The sequence below is a fragment of the Bacillus sp. S/N-304-OC-R1 genome, assembly GCF_019749375.1.
GTDB lineage: Bacteria > Bacillota > Bacilli > Bacillales > Cytobacillaceae > Cytobacillus.
On sequence record NZ_JACWFE010000004.1, the window covers coordinates 291,742 to 309,526 of the forward strand.

At 33.8% G+C, this 17,785-nt stretch carries 19 protein-coding genes and 1 pseudogene; 17 read left to right on the forward strand and 3 right to left on the reverse strand.

The genetic code is table 11. The annotated features are described in order from the left end of the window. Positions 1-196 precede the first annotated feature (196 nt). The 9 genes and pseudogenes from H0173_RS06495 to H0173_RS06535 all read left to right on the forward strand — a co-directional run bounded on the left by H0173_RS06495 (position 197) and on the right by H0173_RS06535 (position 8,169). Positions 197-799: pseudogene (locus H0173_RS06495) on the forward strand (class I SAM-dependent methyltransferase). Positions 800-959: 160 nt separating this feature from the next. After that, entirely contained in the window at positions 960-1,205 is a 246-nt protein-coding gene (locus H0173_RS22180; protein WP_313770613.1) for a DUF3658 domain-containing protein, read from the forward strand. Between the two features lie 47 nt (positions 1,206-1,252). Continuing rightward, positions 1,253-1,801 (forward strand): DUF6609 family protein, encoded by a 549-nt coding sequence (locus H0173_RS06505; RefSeq protein WP_221845531.1) that lies wholly within the window; start codon positions 1,253-1,255, stop codon positions 1,799-1,801. Positions 1,802-2,229: 428 nt separating this feature from the next. After that, positions 2,230-2,490 carry a hypothetical protein gene (locus H0173_RS06510; RefSeq protein WP_221845532.1) on the forward strand — a complete coding sequence of 87 codons (261 nt, stop codon included), beginning with the start codon at positions 2,230-2,232 and terminating at the stop codon, positions 2,488-2,490. Between the two features lie 609 nt (positions 2,491-3,099). Continuing rightward, positions 3,100-3,666 carry a hypothetical protein gene (locus H0173_RS06515; protein ID WP_221845533.1) on the forward strand — a complete coding sequence of 189 codons (567 nt, stop codon included), beginning with the start codon at positions 3,100-3,102 and terminating at the stop codon, positions 3,664-3,666. 933 nt (positions 3,667-4,599) lie between these two features. Then, positions 4,600-5,016: a VOC family protein gene (locus tag H0173_RS06520; RefSeq protein ID WP_221845534.1), complete on the forward strand. Its 417-nt coding sequence runs from the start codon at positions 4,600-4,602 to the stop codon at positions 5,014-5,016. A gap of 332 nt (positions 5,017-5,348) precedes the next feature. Next, on the forward strand, positions 5,349-5,705 hold the full coding sequence (locus H0173_RS06525) for a M56 family metallopeptidase (RefSeq protein WP_313770617.1): 357 nt from the start codon (positions 5,349-5,351) through the stop codon (positions 5,703-5,705). A gap of 170 nt (positions 5,706-5,875) precedes the next feature. Then, the gene (gene nagZ, locus H0173_RS06530; RefSeq protein WP_221845535.1) at positions 5,876-7,654 is read left to right on the forward strand and encodes a beta-N-acetylhexosaminidase; all 1,779 of its coding nucleotides are present in this window, start codon (positions 5,876-5,878) and stop codon (positions 7,652-7,654) included. Between the two features lie 83 nt (positions 7,655-7,737). Next, on the forward strand, positions 7,738-8,169 hold the full coding sequence (locus tag H0173_RS06535; protein ID WP_221845536.1) for a DUF4395 domain-containing protein: 432 nt from the start codon (positions 7,738-7,740) through the stop codon (positions 8,167-8,169). 89 nt (positions 8,170-8,258) lie between these two features. Here H0173_RS06535 and H0173_RS06540 read toward each other — a convergent pair whose 3' ends face one another. After that, a complete protein-coding gene (locus H0173_RS06540; protein WP_221845537.1) occupies positions 8,259-9,029 on the reverse strand; it encodes a CPBP family intramembrane glutamic endopeptidase in 771 nt (256 codons plus the stop codon). Between the two features lie 181 nt (positions 9,030-9,210). Here H0173_RS06540 and H0173_RS06545 point away from each other — a divergent pair, with 181 nt between their 5' ends. The 6 genes from H0173_RS06545 to H0173_RS06565 all read left to right on the forward strand — a co-directional run bounded on the left by H0173_RS06545 (position 9,211) and on the right by H0173_RS06565 (position 14,360). After that, positions 9,211-10,386, forward strand: a complete 1,176-nt coding sequence (locus tag H0173_RS06545) for a sensor histidine kinase (RefSeq protein ID WP_221845538.1) — start codon at positions 9,211-9,213, stop codon at positions 10,384-10,386. Positions 10,387-10,396: 10 nt separating this feature from the next. Next, positions 10,397-11,053, forward strand: coding sequence for a response regulator transcription factor (locus tag H0173_RS06550; RefSeq protein WP_260631054.1), 657 nt, complete (start codon positions 10,397-10,399; stop codon positions 11,051-11,053). A gap of 543 nt (positions 11,054-11,596) precedes the next feature. Beyond that, positions 11,597-12,499, forward strand: a complete 903-nt coding sequence (locus tag H0173_RS06555; protein ID WP_221845539.1) for an ABC transporter ATP-binding protein — start codon at positions 11,597-11,599, stop codon at positions 12,497-12,499. Further along, on the forward strand, positions 12,499-13,326 hold the full coding sequence (locus H0173_RS06560; RefSeq protein WP_221845540.1) for an ABC transporter permease subunit: 828 nt from the start codon (positions 12,499-12,501) through the stop codon (positions 13,324-13,326). The genes H0173_RS06555 and H0173_RS06560 overlap by 1 nt, the downstream gene beginning before the upstream one ends. Positions 13,327-13,504: 178 nt before the next feature. Further along, positions 13,505-13,636 carry a hypothetical protein gene (locus tag H0173_RS22185; RefSeq protein WP_260631055.1) on the forward strand — a complete coding sequence of 44 codons (132 nt, stop codon included), beginning with the start codon at positions 13,505-13,507 and terminating at the stop codon, positions 13,634-13,636. Positions 13,637-13,892: 256 nt separating this feature from the next. After that, positions 13,893-14,360 (forward strand): DUF3995 domain-containing protein, encoded by a 468-nt coding sequence (locus H0173_RS06565; protein WP_221845541.1) that lies wholly within the window; start codon positions 13,893-13,895, stop codon positions 14,358-14,360. 159 nt (positions 14,361-14,519) lie between these two features. Here H0173_RS06565 and H0173_RS06570 read toward each other — a convergent pair whose 3' ends face one another. Continuing rightward, the gene (locus tag H0173_RS06570) at positions 14,520-14,813 is read right to left on the reverse strand and encodes a hypothetical protein (RefSeq protein ID WP_221845542.1); all 294 of its coding nucleotides are present in this window, start codon (positions 14,811-14,813) and stop codon (positions 14,520-14,522) included. Positions 14,814-15,281: 468 nt separating this feature from the next. On the opposite strand from H0173_RS06570, the gene H0173_RS06575 reads away from it, so the two are divergent. Next, the gene (locus tag H0173_RS06575) at positions 15,282-15,692 is read left to right on the forward strand and encodes a hypothetical protein (RefSeq protein WP_313770614.1); all 411 of its coding nucleotides are present in this window, start codon (positions 15,282-15,284) and stop codon (positions 15,690-15,692) included. Between the two features lie 886 nt (positions 15,693-16,578). Here H0173_RS06575 and H0173_RS06580 read toward each other — a convergent pair. Beyond that, on the reverse strand, positions 16,579-16,947 hold the full coding sequence (locus H0173_RS06580; protein ID WP_221845543.1) for a hypothetical protein: 369 nt from the start codon (positions 16,945-16,947) through the stop codon (positions 16,579-16,581). A 274-nt stretch (positions 16,948-17,221) separates the two neighbouring features. Between H0173_RS06580 and H0173_RS06585 the strand changes: the two genes are divergently transcribed. Then, positions 17,222-17,722, forward strand: a complete 501-nt coding sequence (locus tag H0173_RS06585; RefSeq protein WP_221845690.1) for a GNAT family N-acetyltransferase — start codon at positions 17,222-17,224, stop codon at positions 17,720-17,722. Positions 17,723-17,785: the final 63 nt, after the last annotated feature.

Here is a 17,785-nt window from a genome sequence, read left to right on the forward strand (position 1 = left end):
ACTCCTGGTGCTTAATTGTTTTATTCTCTTTTTCAATTAACGGGCAAGAGTTAAACAAGGTGTTTCAGTGGGGGCATCTTTTTTCTTGTTGTGCTAACGGAGCAGGTTAATTAAATAAAACATTAATTTGAGAAGGAATTATAAAAATTAATATTGAATATAAAGAAATTATGAAGTCTAAAGAGGCGGTACGGTTATGAACCTTTTAAATAGGTTGATAGAACAAGCTAAGAATCCTGATAGAATTGTAGGTTCATTTATGTTGAGGATTATGAATACTGCTCATACAGTAATGAACAAATGGACATTGGGGAATACGAAAATTGGAGAAGATTCGATTGTGTTGGATGTAGGTTGTGGTGGTGGAAAAACGATACAATTATTGTCACATATTAATAAAAACGGGAGAATATACGGAATAGATTATTCTGAACAGGCTGTAAAAGATTCTATAAGAGCAAATTAAATTGATGTAGCATCGGGTAAGGTAAACATTCAACAAGCAAGTGTCACTGACATTCCGTTCCCAGAAAATTTTTTTGATATAATCACGGCATTTCAAACACATTATTTTTGGTCTGATTTAGAAATCAGTATAAAAGAAGTTTATAGGGTATTGAAAGAAGATGGATGCTTCTTAATAACAGCCGAGTTATATAAAATCAATTATCATATGAAATCTTATAAAACAAAGGAAGAAATTGAGCAATTGTTAAAAAATACAGGATTTGCTGTTGTACATATTAATGAACATGCAAATAAAAAATGGATTTGTATAAAAGGGATTAAAGGAAAGTAAATTAGTTTAAAAACCATCATTGTGAAGATTTGCACTTAAACTAGCGGGTGCTTTAGTAAAATTACTGAGAAGTCATTTTCGCATCTCTTTCTCATTTTCAATATTCCACAATCGGGCACATTCTGGAATAAGAATCACGCTCTTAATTAGGGAAGTTGTAGTGTGCAATTCCTTATTAAACGGGTGCGTATCCAAAATAAGCAGCTACGCTTTTTTGCTAAAGGCTTTGCATGTTGTAGGTGATGGACTTATAGAATATAGAGTAAGAGAGCTTATCGTAAACGGGATATTTGAAATAAAAGGTGTGCTCAAAGCGATGAGATTCTACAGAGGTAAGTTTCGTTCTCCCCAGATTCCACCATTCGGAAAATATATTGAATACCATTCAATACTTAATGTATATTAAAAAAGGTGAATCTTTAAAAAATTACTCTTTTACGGTGAGGTGTTTAGATGAATTATCCATACCCAAGACAACGAATCTTTGGAATATTTCTCATTGCAGTTGGATTAACTATGGGTTTATCTACTATCTTTGGGACTGATCAATTTCCGCAAGTTCTCATTTTTCTCATAGGCTATATTCTTAGTTTAGTGGGGATTATGTTTAATTCCCGCTTAAGGAGAAAATTAGCAATAGGCGAAGCAACCGCGAAACAAGAAAAGGTTTCTAAACTTTCTTTAATCTTTGTCGCTTTAGCATGTGGAATAACTGGATCAGTTTTAAATGGTTCTAATGATTACCGATTGATCTGGATGCTCATTTTATTATTTGTGGGGCTTCATTTTATTCCTTTCATAGTTGTTCATGGCAAATTTTCTCTTTTGTTAGGTATATTAACCACTTTGAATGCATGTTTCGGGCTTATACTACCAAATATATCATTTTATGTTTTTGGAGCCATCGATAGTATCATCAAAATATTAATCGGAATTTTATTAATTAAATATAGTCCTAATAAGCAGAGTATAGCTTACGATTCCTTCGCTTTGAATAAATAGTTTTAATATTTCAAAATGCAAAAACTGAAACATTAGTTAAAGGGAAAGCCGATTTAATCACAGATAGTTACAATGAAAATGAAATTTATAATGTTCTTAATAGCATGTCATTAATATCAATGAATTAGTTTTTACCAACAAACCAAATAACAGGAGATTGTGAAGGATTACACTTAAGCTAACGGGTGCTTTAGCACAATAACTACGGTGTTATTTTTGTAGTTTTTTCTCATTTCCATTTTTCCACAATCGGGCGCTTTTCTGAAATAAGGAAAGCGTCTTTCTTCATGAAAAGGGCCATATTGTTGAACAAGTTTAGGAGAGATTGTGAAACTTTGTACTTGAATTAACGTAAACAGTCAGTGAAAGAGGTGTTTCCCAACAGAATGGCGAATTTATCATCAATCGGTTAAAGAGTGGAGATTAATATGGAAAAAGAAAATAAAGCAATACTGTATTTACATATGATTTTGGCGACATTAGGAACAATTATTATTCTTTTAACTGCAATTCTAAATACAAAAAATAATAACTACTATGAAACTCCACTTATTTTATTTGGTGCTTCATTAATATTTGGTTACATCAATTTCTTAGAAAAAAAGGCTGGGATCAATAATAAATTAACTTGGGCAAGAGTAATTGTATCTCTGATTGGTATGTTAATTTTATATTTCCTATTAAAGTAAAGAGCGCAATTCACAGCAAGAATTACGCCCTTTTTTTATATAACTGGCCGTATTTTGAAGCAATGCCTCTAAAACAATTTGATTTATAGGATGAAATTTAGAAGATATTGTGAAATTCTGTACTTAAAGTAACGGGTGCAAGAGCTGGGGACTGGGTAGCTGTAGCAGCCTCTTTGTTGTTCCACCAACGGATAGAATAATTGAAGATTATTGTTAAAACTAAGAGTAAAATTAACAAAAAATAAACGGTGATTTTTATGCAAATGTACATTCAAACTCTAGATTGTTGGTATCTTAATATTCCTAACTGTATTCTTTAAGGAAAAAACGAACTGGAGAAAACATCTTCTTAGGTTTATTTATTTTGTTGTTGGTTTCTCCATTTTGTATTTTCTATTAGATCTATTGTTAAACAGAATTTTGTAATTTTTTACTGACAGGATGCGTTTCGAAAATAGTGAAGACACATCTCTTCTTCAAGTAACGGGCAGTTTAGCACAATAGAGCAGAAGAAATATTCATTGCTAATACACTAAAATTACACAAATCATGTAAAATAAAGGATACAGTACAGTTAAATGGTAAAGTGAACGAATGGGGAGGATATAATTGAAAAGATTTATTGCAATTTTAACTTTAATTTCAGTTATAGCGATTTTAACTGCTTGTTCGTCTGAATCATCTTTGGAGCTTACGAATAAAAAAGTGGAAATTACCAACGATAAGGGAAGATTAGGCTCAATGATTTTACAACAAGGCGAGAAAGCAGGGACAGAAGCTGTACCTACGGCGTTGTATTACACTTTTTCAATTAAAAACGTAGGAAGTAAGAAAATTGGAGATGAAGTTGAATCTTTGAAATTAAAAATTGAACCAAGCGAAAAATTAGCGACTGTTTCCGAGGAAGTAATGGGGTTTAATATTTTTAATCCAGAAGGATATAATGAAACTGGTTTAGGTTATGGTCATACCTTTAGTAGCATTCTTGGACCTAATGAAGAAGGAGAATTTACTCTACATTATGATTTAGGTATTGATGTAGAAACTACTGAGGCTCTTTTCGTTCCAACTAAAGAGCAGTTAGAAAAATTGGAAGATAATGCTTTAGAGGCAAATTTAATTGTAATGTTAGGCGATGAAGAAATAGCTCGTTTTGATTTGAGTGAAAAAGAGTAAGTATTTATTATTAAATGTACTAAAAGATGACATTAATGAGAAACATCAGTGTTAATACCGATGCTTTTTTGTGTGTTAAACTACCTACTATTTATGAAGTTTTTTTAATTTTTGTCCCCTGAAAAAGAACCCGTTAGCTGTTTCGGCAAACTTTATTTATTTTCGTTATTCAACTAAAGGGGCAGATAGTGGAACAAGGAATTAGATAGGATTTGTAGAAATTAGGATATGGGGTCCATAAAGGAGAGGAAATGAGGAGAAAATAAAAAATGTTATAGGCTTAATATTTGTTGCTATTATAATTATCGTTTTATATTTAGTGGTGTTATGCAGTATTGTATTTTGCCTTAGTTTTATTCCCTTCTTGGGAATTGAAGTTATTAGTTGGACATCCGTATTAGCTTTTTCCTTATTCGTAATGATATGGTCAGTTCCCTTTGAAATTATTAGCTTTTTAATGGATTTTCGCATAAGAACAAATCAACAAAGAAAGTCATATTGTCAGCAACTATAATATTAAACTTTATAGCATTTACTATTTTTGTTATTTGGTTAAATTCGTATTTAGAAGGGATTCATTTTTCTAATACTGGATTAGTTTTCTATATTATCATTGTAGCACTCCTAGTTTTTGTTATTAATACTAATGGTAATAGAATAAAAGATTCTGACCACAAGCAAAGCATATAATCAAATCCAATTTTACTTGTTGAACGGGGGCAATAATACAATAAGCTATGATCGATTTAGGACTTAAACACATATTTCGTTATTCCATTAAAGGGCGCCATTCCCGATTTGAAATGCGCTGTTTCTCTAAGAGCAATTTAATGATACTGTACTTATTGAAAAGTGGAATATTTAGCGACATTTAATGAAAAACTTAATTAACATGGTTTTCTTGCCAGCAATTTTCACAGGAGGAAATAAAAAATGGCATTAACATCCAAAAATATCTTTATTAATTTATCAGTAAAAGACGTGAACAATTCCACCAATTTTTTCAAGGAGCTAGGTTTTGAGTTCAACCCACAATTCTCCGATGAGACCACATCTTGTATGATCATAAGTGACAATATCTTTGCTATGATTATGAATGAGGAACGTTTCAAAGGATTTAGTAAGAAGGAAATTGTGGATACGGCAACTTCTGCCGAAGCAATTCTCAGCTTTTCAACTGAAAGTCGGGATCAAGTGGATGAGATAGTAAATAAGGCTTTGTCATCTGGTGGAAAATCTTTTAGTGAACCTCAAGATCATGGGTTTATGTATATATGGGGGTTTCAGGATTTAGACGGTCATTTATGGGAAGTTGCTTATATGGATGAGATTGAAATTAATCAAAAATAAACTTTAAGGTTTAAAGTCAAATCAAGTTTAATATCCTAAGGGATGATGCCTTAAAAGGTGTCATCTTTTTATTTATCTATTATCAGATTAGATATATGTGAAGTCATGGACTTAAAGTAATACTTACCGGACTTATTGGATAATTGGTGTTTCATCGATTTTACTCTATATTTTATGAGTAAATATCTTGATGAGGGCTAAATTGAAAAGTGCTCAGTCAGTGAATTGAGAAGACTTAATTGAAATTTTAGAAGCAGAAAAATCAAAGCTTAGAGTTAATTCAAAGATAAAAACTATTTATAGTATTTATTCGAAATTGCCAGCTTAAAGGAATCTATTGGTTCAACCCCTTAATCTGGTATTCACTTAATCAGATAAAACAAGACTGTGAAGTGGCTTGTGATTCGTCTGTCATCAGCACTTTAAAGACAGAAGAAGTAAAAAAATATGTTGTGACAATAATCAATATGATTAGATTATTAGCAGAAAAAAGGAGTACTACTGGGACATTAGGATATGCTAGTAAATACAATAAACGGGGAATTATTATGATTACACAATTTAATAAAAGTTCGGCAAGCAGTATTAGCTCTATCTCTAATGCTTTATCATCTAAAGGGTATACTCAGAGAAAACTTCTTTCAAGAATCATGCAATTGGCAAAGCAGGGTAAAATCATCAACTCATAGTTTCCTGTTAAAACTACTGATATAGAAGACGTAGAGAACTGTATTTTCAAAATAAATAATTAACAACTTAAATAATTAATAATAGAAATAACCATCGGAAATGAACTCGAAAAATGTGAAAAAAACGTCACAAAAGCTAAAAACGAAAAGTTAGAAAGGGAAATTGGAATATGAAAAGACAAAGAAAATCTCGATATAAACTACTTATTTTTACGATTCCACTTTTTATAATAGCCTTAATAATTGGCGTTTATTATTATGCAATCAAAGAAAATAGTAGTGAACAGACTACCCAAGGTGAAGAAAGTACAATTATTACTCAACCTTCCGGTAAAAATACAGTGGATTCGAAGAAAGATCAAAATTCAAATCTTGAGAAATTAGTAGAGGAAACGTTTTCCTTATCTAAGGTAGGCAAGGTTCCGAACATTTCCTTTGTTTCTGGCAAAACAGAATGGAAGGAAGTAAATCAAAAGTGGGGAAAATCAGATCATATTTCGGAAACTGCTAAAGGCAAATATGAGGAATACGAAAGTCATCATGCTACAATCGGCTATGCCGGTCAGACTGTAAATGATATACGATCGTATGATTCTGAACTGCGAAAAATCTCGTTAAATGAAATTGAGAAAACTGGTGGACAACCCGATGCCATTCGATACTATAAAGATTCAACTGTTGACCAAATGATACTTGTCTATCATGCAACGTCTTCTACTGATTTATTATGGGTTTTACCTGTACAAACAGAGCAGGAGCCAAATCCTAAAGTTGACCATATCTCACTTTTTACACAGATTGAAAAGGAACCAAATCAACAAACACAAGTTAAAAAACCGAATCAACAAGGAAATCAATCCATATCAGAGGTGATTTCTAAACTAAGCTTAGAAGATAAAATTGGCCAAATGATTCTTGCTGGGGTTTCCGGGACTACAATGGATGCAAACGCAAAACAATTAATAGGCAAATTCCATGTTGGGGGAATTATTTTTTACAAATATAATTTTGAAACCCCTGCACAAGTGATTCATCTTGTGAATCAACTGAAAGCTGGAAATAGTTCGAGTCTACCGCTTTTACTAGGGGTTGACCAAGAGGGTGGACGTGTGACAAGATTGCCAGGTGGACTTGTGAACTTTCCTCCAAATAAACAGATAGGACAGGTAAATAATCCCGATTTTTCTTATAAAGTCGGAACACTTCTAGGGAAAGAACTAAAGGAATTTGGTTTAAATCTCGATTTTGCCCCTGTTCTCGATATTAACAGCAATCCAAATAACCCAGTAATCGGGGATCGATCGTTTGGGAACAATGCTGAAATAGTAAGTAAACTTGGAATTCAAACGATGAGAGGGATACAGTCTCAAAACGTGATCACGACAATTAAGCATTTTCCTGGACACGGAGATACATCGGTTGATTCCCATCTGGACCTTCCGATTGTAAATAAAAGCCTTAAGGAACTTAAAGAATTAGAGTTAATTCCGTTTGAACGTGCGATTAATCAAGGAGCAGATGTTGTGATGGTCGCCCATATCTTATTGCCTCAATTAGATAAAACGAATCCAGGGACCATGTCAAAAGCTGTCCTGACGGATCTTCTTAGAAAACAACTTGGTTTTACAGGAGTCATTATAACGGACGATATGACAATGGGAGCCATAACAGAACATTTTGATATTGATAAAGCAGCGGTAGAATCAGTTAAAGCAGGAAGCGATATTATTTTAGTAGGGCGTGACTATAATAATGTTGTAAAGATAATCTCCTCTTTAAAAGCTGCTGTTAAAAATGGGGAAATTTCAGAACAAAGATTAAATGAAAGTGTAGAAAGAATTATTGTACTAAAAAGGAAATATAGCATTAATGATACGAAAGTAGAAAGTCCTAAGATAAATGAAATAAATCACTCAATCAATAGCCTAATGAAAAATTATTTACATTAATTATTCCGTTAGTGAAAGAAAAATACTATAAAAAGGAGTAAAATCAAAGTAAATTAAACAAAGACAATAAGGAAGGTGAGTTGATGGGAAGTCAAGTACGTTCAGTTCCTCGCCCCCTTGTTCGAACAAACCAATGGTTTATTATTGTATCTGTAATGCTTACTTGGATAACTAAGCAAGATTGGATCCTTGCTATCCCTTTATTAGCAGGATTAATGAGCATATCTTTTGGATTTAATCCTGTAATGCGTTTAGCTAAGCTGTTTTTAAGAAAGCATCCATCACAATATATTCCTGAGGAATGGGATCAGCAGCAATTTAATCAAAAGATTTCCGTTATTTGTCTTGCAGGAGGATTAATAAGTTTTCTAATGAATTGGAACATCTTAGGCTATATCTTTACCATTTTGGTTGCAGCAGCAGCATTTATTGCAATTTTGGGTTTTTGCGTTGGATGCTTTATAAGATATCAATGGAAACAAAACAAATTTAGAAAATCTCTTAGAAAATATTAAAATGGTTGAGGGCAGGAAATGAAGATCATTTCCTGTTCTTTTTATAATTTAGGGAGCACATAAACAATTTTTAATTATAAAGTTTAAAATTAAAGATGTAACATAAAATTAACCTTTTGACTTTTTGTTTTAGATTTTTTTAATAAATATAGTGAATAGCTGAAAAATGCCAAGTTAAGTAGAAAGAATATAGTTAACCATTCCAGTGGGTATTCAGCACTATGAATGCCGTATGCTCCTATTCCCGCATATTCCACTGCATCCAACACAAAATGAAATGCTATGGCTGGAAGTAAGCTTTTATTCACCAAAACCATAATTGTTAATGCCATACCAGCTAATGAAGCCCATCCAAACTGGAATAGAGCGTACGTTACATCACCACCTACTAAGATATTACCGAGGTGTACTGCTCCAAATAATACAGAAGGAACAATTATTGCAACTGTTTTACCAAACGGTAAAATAGCTCGAAGTAAAATTCCTCGAAAAACAATTTCCTCATTAACTGCGACTCCGACAGCTGCAATTAGAAGGAATGGTACATGTCCCCAAGAAGAATTATTACCAAGATAGAAAGCTAATGTCACTGGAATAATAAGCGTTGGGATCCATACATACCAGTCTTTAGCGGACGTAGGCATTGTTAATCCAATTTCCTTATCTATTTTCACCCATTTGACAGCTAAGATAGCACATGCTGCATATATAAGCATAATCACCCAACCTAAATCCTTCTCGATTGTCAGGGTTGGGTTATAAAGATGGACCCCCTTTACAGCAAGCATCCCGAGTAATCCCCTTCCAAACATCACCAGCAAAAACAAAATCAAACCATGGCGGTATAAAAACTTCTTCATTGTTATTTCTCCTTTTTTTATCCATTTGTATCCTCATTATGGAATAGAAAAGGTCATATCTAAAAGTGAACTTCGTCATAATGGGGTCATTATGACTTTTATGACTTTTTTAGATAAAGGAAATAGAGAATATCATGTGGAATATAGTAATCGAGAAAAGTGAGGTATGAAGGAGCTTTGTATGTTGCCGATTAATCAAGAAACCCATTGGGTGTATAAAACTGCACAAATAACCAGAATAGGTTGGTTTACCTTCCATATGTTGATTCTAGTTTTAATTCTAGCCTCAAAGCCTTTCTATTGGTTAATTCTTTTATTATTTTTCGCAGCCTTCCTGATTCCTCAATGGTCAGGAACGAGGATAGATAGTTTTGGTGTCAAAAACTATCCCTTGCTAGAATTAATTTTCAGCGGGATGTTCTTAATTATAGGGTGTTATTTGTTTGATAATTATTCCTCCTTCTTGGCGTATCCGGCACTTTGCGCAGGTATTTATAGTAGTGCGGGGAAGGGAAGGTGGTTATTATGGGCTGGATTTTCCGTTGCGCCCTTTCTTGCTGTACTCGCTATTGGATTAGATCAATTGGGTATGGGCGTTATTGATGGCTTTTTCTTTTTTGGTATAGGCATTGCAATCGCAAAAGTTCTCGAAGCGGAGCAGAAAACGAAATTGTTACTTGAAGAAAACCGGAAGAAAAATCAACTTTTAGAGGAGTATGCTAAGCAGATTGAAAGGATTACGCTATTGGAGGAACGAAATCGGCTTGCTAAAGACCTCCATGACACAATTGGGCATACCTTTACCTCAGTCATTATGGGGCTTGATGCGGCAGCATTCTTACAAAAGTCATCTCCTGATAAAGCGAAGGAACAAATTGAGCGATTAAGTCATGTGATGAGAAAATCCTTAGGTGAAATTAGAAGTCAAATTCACCAGATTTCGCCGAATGGAGAAAAGGAAGAACTATCTTCTCAACTGAAATATATTGTTGATGAATTTGTTTTACACACTAATATAGAAATTCAGTTTGAGCAAATAGGGTCACAAGCCATAAATATATCTACGCAAGGAACCCTTACTCTAATCCGTTGTCTTCAAGAATCATTAACGAATGCAGTCCGCCATGGGCAGGCGAACAAAATAAGTATTACGTTAAAAGAGGATGACTCTTATGTTGTGCTTCTTATTAAGGATAATGGCATTGGGATGAGAGATATTCAGTTTGGATTCGGCCTCAGTGGCATGAAGGAACGTTTGGATTCTCTTCAAGGTAGATTTTCCATTGAATCAGTAGAAAATGAAGGCACTGTTGTAGCTTGTTTTATACCAGTTATCGTAAACAGATTAAAGAGGTGAATGAATCAAGATGATAAACATATTAATTGTAGATGACCAGGAGCTTATTCGTGAAAGTCTTTCAATTGTATTAGGTGGAGAAGAGGATTTTGAAATCGTTGGATTAGCCCAAAATGGAAAAAGGGCAATCGAATTAACGAAACAGCTTTCTCCAGATGTAATATTAATGGATATTCATATGCCCCTCATGAATGGGGTAGAGGCTACAGAGATTATAAAAAGCGAATGTCCAAATGTAAAGGTGATAATTTTAACTACCTTTGAGGAATTAGGCTATGTTCGGGATGCATTAGCAGCGGGAGCTGAAGGGTATTTATTAAAGGCAATTCACCCCCAGGACCTTGCAGTGGGAATCCGGTCTGTTTATCATGGTGGAACTTTGATCACACAGGAGATTGCTAAGCAGTTAATTGCCCAGTGGGTTAACCCTTCAGAGCATGCAATAGAGGGGAAAAATAAAAAAAATAACTTCGGATTAACGGATAGAGAGATTGAGGTATTAGAAGTACTTGCACACGGAGTCACCAATCGAGAAATTGCCCGAAAGCTTTTCCTAACAGAAGGCACAGTTAAAAACTATATTTCTAGTATCTATTCCAAATTAGAAGTTACAGGAAGACAAAAAGCAGTGTTTAAGGCAAAGGAAGAAGGAATTATTGATGCTTAGGGTTGAAAATATATAGCAATTATCATATAAATATTCTACTTATAAAGATACAAGAATAACCCGTCATAAATTTTTGATGTAGCAATTTAATGTAAGTGCGTTCTATCCATGGAAAACTCAATCACCAAGAAGCTGACAATATTATAGGTGAAAATAATAAAACACTGAATTGATTCGTCTATAGGAAATAAAACGCAGTTAGACAAATTTAATTTTTCCATATAGGAGTTTGCAACCATAAAGTAATCGGACTTTCAAGTCTATTGAGAGTGGCACAACATTGATATTTTAGCTGTTCTGAGGACAATCAAATTGGGATTTTTTAAAACATTTATTCTTCTCGGCTTGGTTGGAATAATATCCTATATTCTATCATTTATATCGTCTCTATGATTTTATTCAATGGAATAGGCGCTGTTGTATTCGGATGGCTTTTTTGGAAAAAAGGTCTTGAAATATCATTTATTTCACATGCCACCTACACATTGCAACAACCATTTTTGCACAAATTGGTTTTTTATCATATAAGAAGGATCGTGAAATATGACTAGTTTTATAAAAGTAGAAGGTTTGTATAAATCATTTGGACAACAAATAGTATTAGAAAATGTAAACTTCGAAGTGAAAAAGGGGGAAATAGTTGGGTTATTGGGCCCAAATGGGGCAGGGAAAACGACATTTATCCGAATTTTGAATGGTGTTATTAAACCGGAAAAAGGGTCGATCTCAATAAACGGAATGGATCCTGCCTCAGTGGGAGATGCAATTAGAAAAATATCTGGAATTGTGACGGAGAGTGCAGGACTGTATCATCAAATGAGCGGAAAAGAGAACCTAGAATTATTCGCTGAATTATATGAAGTAACAGATAAGAAAAGAGTGGCAGAGCTTCTCGAACTGTTTGATTTGAAAGAACATCAGGATAAGCCAGTGGGAAAGTATAGTACCGGAATGAAAAAGCGGTTGGCATTGGCTAAAGCGCTGTTGCATAAACCGGACATTCTGTTTTTGGATGAACCGACAAATGGATTGGATCCTGATGGAATTCAGATGGTCTTGTCCTATTTAAAAAAATATAATCAGGAAACAGGGACCACGATTATCATTTGTTCACATGTCCTGCATCAATTGGAGACAATCTGCGATTCTTTTGCTTTCATTGAGAATGGGGCGATAGCTGAACAAGGAACGTTAACAGAGTTAGAAAATAAATATGTTCAAAGCGTCACCGTGAAAGTGAATACGACATTTAAGCCACAAGATAAGCATTATTTAGGGTTTCCTTGCAGAGTGCTGGCAGAATCAATGGTGGTTTTCGATCTGCCTTCTAAAAATGATATCCCTCAGTTGCTAAATGGCTTGCTGAAGACGGATCCTGTTTATTCGGTTACGATTATGAACAATGATTTACAATCGATTTATTTCAAGGTAAGGGGGGATAAATAATGGGTACATATATTAGTAAAGCTTTGATTAAAAAAGACCTTAAAGATATTTTTAGAAGTAAAACATTGCTGGTAACCATGATTATCATCCCAATTCTGTTTTCTGTTATTTTCCCTTTGGTTGTGATGGGAGGTGCTTTAATTTTTGATATTGAAAAAATTGCCGGAGATGATGGACAGAAACTAATTGATGCTTTTCTTAAGAGTACTACAGGTGGTGAGTTCTCTTCTTATACACTTGAACAGCAAATTATTTATATGTTCATTAATTTTATGCTTCCAAACTTATTTTTGCTGGTTCCGATAATTACAGCCATGACAGTGTCCGCTAACAGCTTTGTTGGAGAAAAGGAAAACCGAACGCTTGAAAGTTTATTGTTTTCACCAATTTCTATTAAATCGTTATTTCTGAGCAAGATATTAGCATCTTTCATACCGCCATTATTAGTTTCTTTCATCAGTTTTGTAGTTTGTGGAGTCATTATCAATTCTTTGGGGTATCCTCTGTTTGGTGAGCTGATTTTCCCATCGGGTAACTGGGTAGCGTTAATAACTTGTCTTTCTCCAATGGTAATCTTACTTTCGGTGCTGCTGAATATCTTAATATCAGCAAGGGTGAAGACGTATCAGGAAGCCCAGAACCTTGGTGGCATTATCGTTCTGCCTGTAATTGCAATGATGATTGGCCAGGTTAGTGGACTGTTTTTACTTGGAGTTCAGTTAATCATCCTGATTTCAGCAGGAATATTCATTGTGAATCTCGTGTTATGGAGCAGAATTTCAAAAAGTAATGACAGATATGTACTATTTGAAAAGCAAATTCATTAAAGAGATAATGCTCCAATTAATACAATTAAAGGATTTTTTCTTATTGGAAACCATTTAAAGGATTTTTTATTGCATATCGAAAAAATCATTATTAGGCGATGGTGTTTTAAACATCGCCTTTTTTGTGTTAATTAACAAATGAGATTGTGAAGATATGCACTTAATGTAACGGGGAATTTTGTTCAATAACGATATTCAACAATCTGGCGCTTCTGCCAGACTTGAACAAATCGTTGATGATGTGAAAATGGAGGCTGGGGAGAACGGACTGGAATTGTGCTTTCATGCAAACACGAAGCCGCTACGGTGATAGCTAAGATTATTTTTTTTGATAGCTGTTTTTTTTATCAGCTTCCTTCATAAAATGGTTATTTGAGTATGGAGTGAACTGTTTAGGTGGCAGGCTTTTTTTACCGTGGTCAGCTACGCTCTACCCTTTCTACCGTAATCTAGAAGAATGCTGCGTAGTAAACCTATTAAACCATGTTAAGAAATATCTTTAGTTCTGTTATATGAATAGCTGGAGTGAATAAAAGTGGAAGACTATTTTAAGGGAGTGTTTTCCAATGCAGAGGAATTATTGGTTCATTGCTTTTGGTATTGTTTGGACTATAATTTTTGCAGGTATCAGCTTTTATTGGGCAATGGGTGGCTTACATGGTGTTAGATCTCTAGGAGGGGTTATTTATGAGATGTCTCTAAACCCTTCTCCCTCGTTCGTGATAATTGTCTGGCTTACCGGTTTTATTAAATTACTTGGGGTAGTGTTATTGTTGATGCTACTTGTTAACTGGAAGAAGCCTATAATATCCAGAATTCTCTATTACGTTGTAAAAATTGTAGGAGCATTATTGTTCTTATATGGATTTCTTAATTTCTTCACCATTACTTTAAGTCTGTTTAATATTTTAAATTTTGATTTAGATACATTCGCAACGTTTTGGAGGTTAATTTTCTGGGAACCTTTTTGGATGATCGGTGGAATTTTTTACTACTTTTCCATTAAAAGCAATAAATCTTTATTCAACAACTGAGAGAATTACTTTAAGAATTTATCGAATACAAGGATTTATTATTAAAGGCACCATTATAAATTTAGCGATATTTCAAAGGTAGATTGACAAAGTTGGAATTAAGGTAGATACATTTTTTGCCAAATGTTGCGATGCTCTAAAGAGCATCGCATTTGCTTATTATTCTTTTACGCCGTCAGTGTAATTTCTATCATAATGTTTGTCACCAAGATGTTTAAAATCCTCAATGGTTTTTTCTAATTCAATAATAAGGATTCGCTTTACATCACGCAAACTTGTGTAAAAACTATTTTCCCGCTCTCCGCTTGGTTTTATCCCAGCTAGTGAGTTTAAGGATACAATCCTTCTATGCTCATCCGCTAATTTATCAATGGCTTCCAGTACATGCTGCGTATATTTTACTATTTCTTTGTGTTCAGTTTGTTCTTGCAACTCTTTAATTTGTTTATCCACTTCATGCCACCCCATTTTGTGTTTTAGTATTAATAGTATCTTTCCCAAAATGTTCTTAAAGCTAAGTTGGGATTTTCCTCCTTCTCAAATACGGAAATGGCCAGTACTTCTAAGCGTTCAGAGATTATGCGGATAGATGTTACACTTGAACGATTTCTGGCAATTAAACAATGAATGTTTTGGCAGTATGTTTATAAATCTGCACGAAGCATCAATCAAAGGATAACTGAATTAAAACAATTATTTATACATATTTGTAAAATTGTACTTGCTGCACTAATGGAGCAGGTTAGCTCAATAAGACTTTTTAAAAATTTCGATTTACATACATAGAATTTCTATGTACAATATGATTATGAAAAAAATACCAGGATAATACAAAAGAATCTTATTTATTAGTTAAATAATCTTTCAAAACCAAGTAACCTAATAAACGCTCATTAAAATATAGATAAATTAGGAGAGAAAATGCGAATAAAATATATTGTATTACTTGCGTTAATTATCCTAATAGCGATTATCGGCATTCAAACAATTTCTCGCTTTACAGAGGGACGAAACTATTACTTTAAACATACAGATTCAACCAACCTTTCAAATGAATCTTTAGGGAATGTACAACTGCATGATAATATTCATAATCAATCTTTTGTAGAGTATTATGGAACACCTTTTAGCTGGGAGGATAACGAATTATACGATTATTATCATTGGAAAGATGGATTAAAAACGGCTTCTATCATCACTGGGAAAGAAAAAGGGAATATTGTTCATTTAATAATTGGGGAAGAAAAAGAAGGAGTAAGAACGAAATCCAGCATTAAAACAGTAAAAGGAATCGCAATTGGCAGTGCGAAACAAGATATTATTGATTCTTAGGTTCAAAATACTAAACAAGGACAGAGCAAGGTGTGGATATTATCGGGTACGTTGACCATAAACTTCGTGCAACAATTGAATTGTGGCTAAATGAAAACGGAAAAGTAGCGGAAATACGATTAGATGACATAAACATTGACTAATTAACTTTTAATTTTATTATTGGAGTAATTGAGGCACCTCTTTTGAAATTTCAAAGTTAATTTGTGAATGATTATACTTTAACAATGGGGGCAGAATAACAAGCCAACAATAGTCAGTTTACACGGACTTGGAAATAAGGTATCAACAATATACAAAACGATGGAACGAAAAAATTGAACAAATGGTATCAACACTCTTTAATGCTAGAATAGCTGGAATAACCAAATTAAAACAGAACATAAAAGATGTCACAATTGTTTCAATGAAAGAAACTAATCACATGGTTCATTGGGATAACACACAAAAAATAGCTAATGCAACTCACAATTGGATAACTAAACAGTTGTTGAACTACCATGAAAATAAACTTCTCCAACTTCGAAAAAAGGCAATAAAAAAGAGAGCCTTATCCATCTTTAAAGAAATAGAAATAGTGAAAATGCATTGATCTATGGAATGTGTTGACTGGATCAAGGTCAGTATGAGTATTGGTCCTTCCTAATATTTTTCTTACTCTGTCGTGCAGAATTGATTTTGTGCTGCATGGTGGTAAACGGGTACGTTTGTATAAGAAGGGTCCTTAAAAATGATAGATGTTCAATTTATGTCAAAAAGGATGGCAAGAGCCATCCTTATTTTCGTGAATTTTGATTCAAATAACTTGTTATTTTGAGTGTCAAAACACGTTATCTACCACTTAACTGAACCAGTTAAAAGTTGACAGATAACTTTCACAATATTATTAATCTTGTATGCTGTAAGCTTCTTCAATTGAATCCACAAATAATCCAGCAAAGGTAATGTTCCTTACACAATTTTCAACCTGCATTCTTGAAGCAGGAGAGGAGGGATTAATAATTATAATCTTTTTAAAATTAGCCATTGAATATAAATTTAAAACGAATGTAATATCACCTGTCACATGACCAGCCACTTTTTCTTGTCCCCGTCCATCTATAATTAATTTATACCTTGAAGGATTAATAGTATTTACGATGGTTTGAAACTCGCTTAAATATATTTTTGCATCTTCCTCTTTAAAAAAACCGCATACTTTTACAAAGAAAATGCCTTTCTCTTCATCCAAATCAAAGGAATATAACTTCCTCATTTCTTTCCTCCAGAGTGTGAAAAATAACTACTATGATACCATAATACATAAAACGGCTTATTTCGACAATCCTAGATATTTTATCTCGCAAGCTTCAAAGATAAATAATAATGGTATTATGTAAAATATTTCACTTAAAGTAACGGGGGGAGTTTCTCCAAGAAGTAGAATGGTTTTATCTTATTGAAGGAAAGGAGCAGGTTAGTTGAAGAAGGAATTTCTCCAAACTTGGAAGAATTTATATTCAAAATATGTTAAGGAGCTTGTGAATAATATGGAATCCATTAGCAAATGTGAAGTGAAGCTACGAAATATCACAGAGGAAGATCTTCCTATCTTTTTCGAACAACAACTAGATTCAACGGCGAACTATATGGCTGCCTTTACAGCTAAAGACCCCACTGATAAGGAGGCATTTTTTGACCATTGGAAAAAAATTATCGCTGACGAGACTAACACAATAAAGACTATATTATTCAATGGCATTGTCACTGGACACGTCTCAAACTTTGAACGGTTCGGCGAACCCGAAGTAAGCTACTGGATTGGGAAGGAATATTGGGGTCATGGTATTGCAACTAAAGCGTTGTCAGAGTTTCTGGAGTATATTAAGGTACGCCCGCTCTATGCTCGTGCTGCTAAAGATAACCTCGCCTCCATTAGGGTATTGGAAAAATGCAGGTTTAAAATCATCTCTGAAGATAAAGGTTTTTCCAACGCAAGAGGCAAGGATGTTGAAGAATTTATTTTGAAGCTCGAACCTTATGATAGATAATTTAATACCGTAATACGATTGGACCGGTTCTTGACTAAGAAACCTTCTGTTGTTTAACTACCA